Origin of the sequence: Mangrovicoccus sp. HB161399 (assembly GCF_013184745.1) — a bacterium.
GTDB lineage: Bacteria > Pseudomonadota > Alphaproteobacteria > Rhodobacterales > Rhodobacteraceae > Mangrovicoccus.
The window spans coordinates 1-3,478 of the sequence record NZ_JAATVU010000170.1 but is presented as its reverse complement, the minus strand read 5'-3'; the positions used below and the strand labels follow the sequence as shown (position 1 = coordinate 3,478).

Sequence of the window (3,478 nt, the reverse complement as noted above, 5' to 3'; positions counted from 1 at the left end):
TTGTTCCCGGACCAATGGCGGACAGGGCCGCGCTCCCCGTCGAGCGCGCCGGTTCCCCGCCTTTCCATCCGGACCCGGATCAGGCTGCGCGGCGGGCCGCGGCGGCGGCCGAGCGCGCGGAGCGTCCCGCCGCCCCGAAACCCGGCGGCGACCTGGCGCTTGAATCCGGTGCTGCGGCCTCGGTGGCGTCCGGGCAGGGGCTTTCTTCCTCTGGAAGCCCGCGGAGGGCGAATTCAACCCGGCCGCCTGGCCCGCCCGCAGCGGCGCAATCCAATAGGGGGCAAGTTTCGATGCCGTTTGACACGCTGAAATCCATGTGCTCGACGGGGACCGAGCGGAGGATGCTCCGCTCGGACCGGTGGCGCGGGCAGGCTCACTCTCGATCTCGCCCTCCTTCCCGGCCGCCTTTGCCTCGGCCCTGCCGGAGAAGATTCCGGACATGCCCTCGAGCGCCTGCCGCTTCCAGGTGCAGATAGGGGTCTGATGCACGCCGTGCTTTGCCACCAGTTCGCCGACCGTCAGCTCACCTCGGATAGCCTCAAGAGCCGCCTTCCCCTTGAACTCGGCGCCGCAATTCTTTCGCTTGCCAGCCACGCCGTTCTTCCTCGTCATCGTTGGGGGGCAAGCTTGGAAAGGTGTCCGATTTTCAGGGACCGCCTCAGTCTTTCTGGAGCGGGTCCAGCAGCGGATTGCCGACGATCCCCTGATCATGCGGACGAGGCGGCAGACGGCCGAGCATCCCTCCGGCATGGTCAAGACCTGGATGGGCGCCACGCATCTCACGATGAAGTACCCGAAGAACGTTGCGACGGAAATGGCGCAGCATGTCCCCGCCTGCAACATGAAGCGGGTGATGAAGATCTTGGGGGGACCGGCCATGCGGGCGGCGCTGCAAGCCCGCATGGCACCGGCGATACCCGCTGCTGGGTGAACCGAAGCACCGGCCAATGCTGTTCCGGCAAGCTGCGCACTGTCAGCAAAACCCGAGTTCTCACACAGACTGTGCGCTGAACTGCCGGCCGGAACCAGCCAGGCGAACTGCAGGAAAGCGGGCGCCAGGCATCCGCTGGAGCAGGCAAGGCAAGGCAAGCCGCCGAAGGGGGCGCTCAAAATCCAGAGGGAGCATCGATAGCCGGTGTTATGGCAATCTAATAACTCTTGCCGAAGTATTTTGGGCTGCATTGAGATTGATTGCGGAACTGCTGGCATGTGTTTCGAAGTTTGCGCCTTCCCAGGTGATGCGTTGCGGAGCCCACGCAGGGTTTCCGGTCCTCTGCTTGGGCGGCGCCTGCCATCGCCGGGACCGGGAAGATCAGGACGGATAGCCCTGTTTCGGGTTCCCAACGGCAATCCAGCGTGGCTCGGTGAATTCCGCCAGTCCTGCATTGCCGCCGGAAACGGCCATCCCCCGACGCCTTGTTGCCGCCTAGGGGCGTCTGCGGCTCGTCCGTCACGGTGGGTCCGTTGATATGGCGGGTCCCGCTCTGCATGCGGTTGGCCACCTCGAAGGCACGGGTGATGTCCCGGGTGAACACCGCCACCGGGAGCCCGTATTCGGTGGCGTTCGCCACCGCGACGGCTTCGTCCATGTCCTTCACGCGGGTGATCGACTTGACCGGGCCGAAGCTTTGCCCGGAGTAGGTCCGCATTGTGGAGGTCACGCCGTCAAGCTGCGTCGCGGCATGGACTGCACCTTCCCGCGTGCCCTTCGCGGCGGCATGGGCGATCAGCGCGTCCACTTTTGGGCGGCGGCCAGCGACACTGGCAAGCCAAGCACCGCCTGCCCGCGCGGATTGCCATGGGGCAGCGTGGCAAGCTGTTCGACGAAGGCATCGGCCACCGCCTCGACCACGATGATGCGCTCGGTCGACATGCAGATCTGCTCCTGGTTCGGCGTTGTTGCGGAACTCTTCGAGGTGCTGGATTCGCCTCGGGAATCCAGCAGGTCAGCGGTCTTTCATGACGAAGCCCGAACCTGCCGGCTACCGCGCAGGGAACTGGATGTCCCGTGACGACGCGCTTCAGCGGCGCAGGTCCCTGCTGGTCCGGCTGGACCGGGACATGGCCAGGCTCGCCCCGAAGGCAGGCAGGCCCGGGCGCCCGCCGGTCTTCTCCGGCGCGGCGATCCAGTTCTGCCTGATGGTGAAGGTCCTGTTCGGCCCGCTGCTCCGGCAAACGACCGGGATGGTCTCCAGCATCCTCCGGATGTCAGGGTCGGACTGGCCGGTGCCCGACTTCGCCACGCTCAGCCGACGCCAAAGCGAGACGGGACCGTGGCCGCGCGGGGGCCGCGAAAGCCCGATGAATGAGCGGCTGGCCAGGAAGCACGCCACCCGCCGCCGCCGGTACCGCAAGGTCCATCTGGCGACGGACATGGCGGCAGGCGGCATCCGGGCGGTGGAATCCACCTCCAGCCGCGAGGGCGACAGCCCGGCTCTGCCTGACCTTCTGGACCAGATCCCGCAGGACGAGGAGATCGCCACCGTCAACGCCGAGTCGCCTGCGGATGCGCCGTCGTCCATCGGGCTCGAACCGATGGCGCCGCGATGGGAAACTCCGGGCACCGCTGGGGGCGCCCAAGACGCGCGCAGGTGCCATGCGGCGATCCTGGCGCGCGGCGGCACGGGGCGCCCGGGAATTCCTCCGGAGCTGCCAGCGCAAGCGCCATTGACGGTGTGGTTGGCCCCTCCAGCGGCATCGCGATGTGCCGGGGCGGGAGCTGCGGAGCCTTCCGCCGAGAGGAGCCATCCATGGAGCAGCCTGTCGCCATCGGCCTCGATCCGGCCAAGGGCGCGTTCCAGGTTCGCGGCGCCGCTGCGGACGGGCGGGCCGCCCTCCGCCGCCGGTTGCGCCGGTCGCAGGTGCCCGGGTTCTCCGGGCGGCCCGAGCCGTGCATGGCCGGAATGGAGGCCCGTCCGGGCGCACACTGCCGGGCGCGGGACCCGGCCGGGCGCGGCCGCGAGGTGCGGCTGATGCCGCCGGCCCATGTGCAGCCGCATGCAAGGCGGGGGAAGGCGGCCGCGGCCGGCGCGGAAGCGGTCCGCGGGGCCGCTGCCCGGCCCGCCATGCGCTTCGTGCCGGCGAAGCCGGCAGGCCGACAGGCGGCGCTCCCGGATCATGCGGCGCGGGATGTCCCGGTTCGCCCGCGGACACGGACGGCGAACGCGATCCGCGCGCATCTGCCGGAGTTCGGGATCGCGGCCGCGGAGGGCCTTCGCGGCTTGGACCGGCAGCTCGGAGCCGCGCGCGGCGGGCCCGGCACGCGGCCTGCCCGCCGGCCGGCTGCGCGGTCCGGAGGAGAGGACCGGCATCGCAGCGGCGCGGATCGCGGCGGCCCGCCACGATCCCCGTCCCCGTCCCCGTCGCGTCCCCGGCCTCTGCGGCGGCCGCGCCCGGCGTGGCTGTCTTCCGGTCCGCCCGGCCCGGGCCGGCGCCGCGGGCGCACCCGCCTGGCGGCAAGGAGCGGTCCGGGCGGATC

General features: G+C 70.1%; 3 protein-coding genes and 2 pseudogenes. 2 read left to right on the top strand and 3 right to left on the bottom strand.

What is annotated here, in order from left to right; all coding sequences use genetic code 11:
• Window positions 1-378: 378 nt before the first annotated feature.
• Window positions 379-594: pseudogene (locus HCC78_RS34295) on the bottom strand (transposase); the annotation flags it as partial.
• Between HCC78_RS34295 and HCC78_RS31800 the strand changes: the two are divergent.
• Window positions 557-931 (top strand): hypothetical protein, encoded by a 375-nt coding sequence (locus tag HCC78_RS31800; protein ID WP_172332703.1) that lies wholly within the window; start codon window positions 557-559, stop codon window positions 929-931. The pseudogene HCC78_RS34295 and the gene HCC78_RS31800 sit on opposite strands and share 38 nt — an antisense overlap.
• A gap of 217 nt (window positions 932-1,148) precedes the next feature.
• Here HCC78_RS31800 and HCC78_RS33385 read toward each other — a convergent pair whose 3' ends face one another.
• Both HCC78_RS33385 and HCC78_RS33380 read right to left on the bottom strand, forming a co-directional pair.
• Window positions 1,149-1,739: an aldehyde dehydrogenase family protein gene (locus HCC78_RS33385; RefSeq protein ID WP_216671406.1), complete on the bottom strand. Its 591-nt coding sequence runs from the start codon at window positions 1,737-1,739 to the stop codon at window positions 1,149-1,151.
• Complete coding sequence (locus HCC78_RS33380) at window positions 1,727-1,873, bottom strand: hypothetical protein (RefSeq protein ID WP_216671405.1); 147 nt, start codon at window positions 1,871-1,873, stop codon at window positions 1,727-1,729. Before HCC78_RS33380 ends, HCC78_RS33385 begins: the two co-directional genes overlap by 13 nt.
• Window positions 1,874-1,959: 86 nt before the next feature.
• On the opposite strand from HCC78_RS33380, the pseudogene HCC78_RS31790 reads away from it, so the two are divergent.
• Window positions 1,960-2,625: pseudogene (locus HCC78_RS31790) on the top strand (transposase); the annotation flags it as partial.
• Window positions 2,626-3,478: the final 853 nt, after the last annotated feature.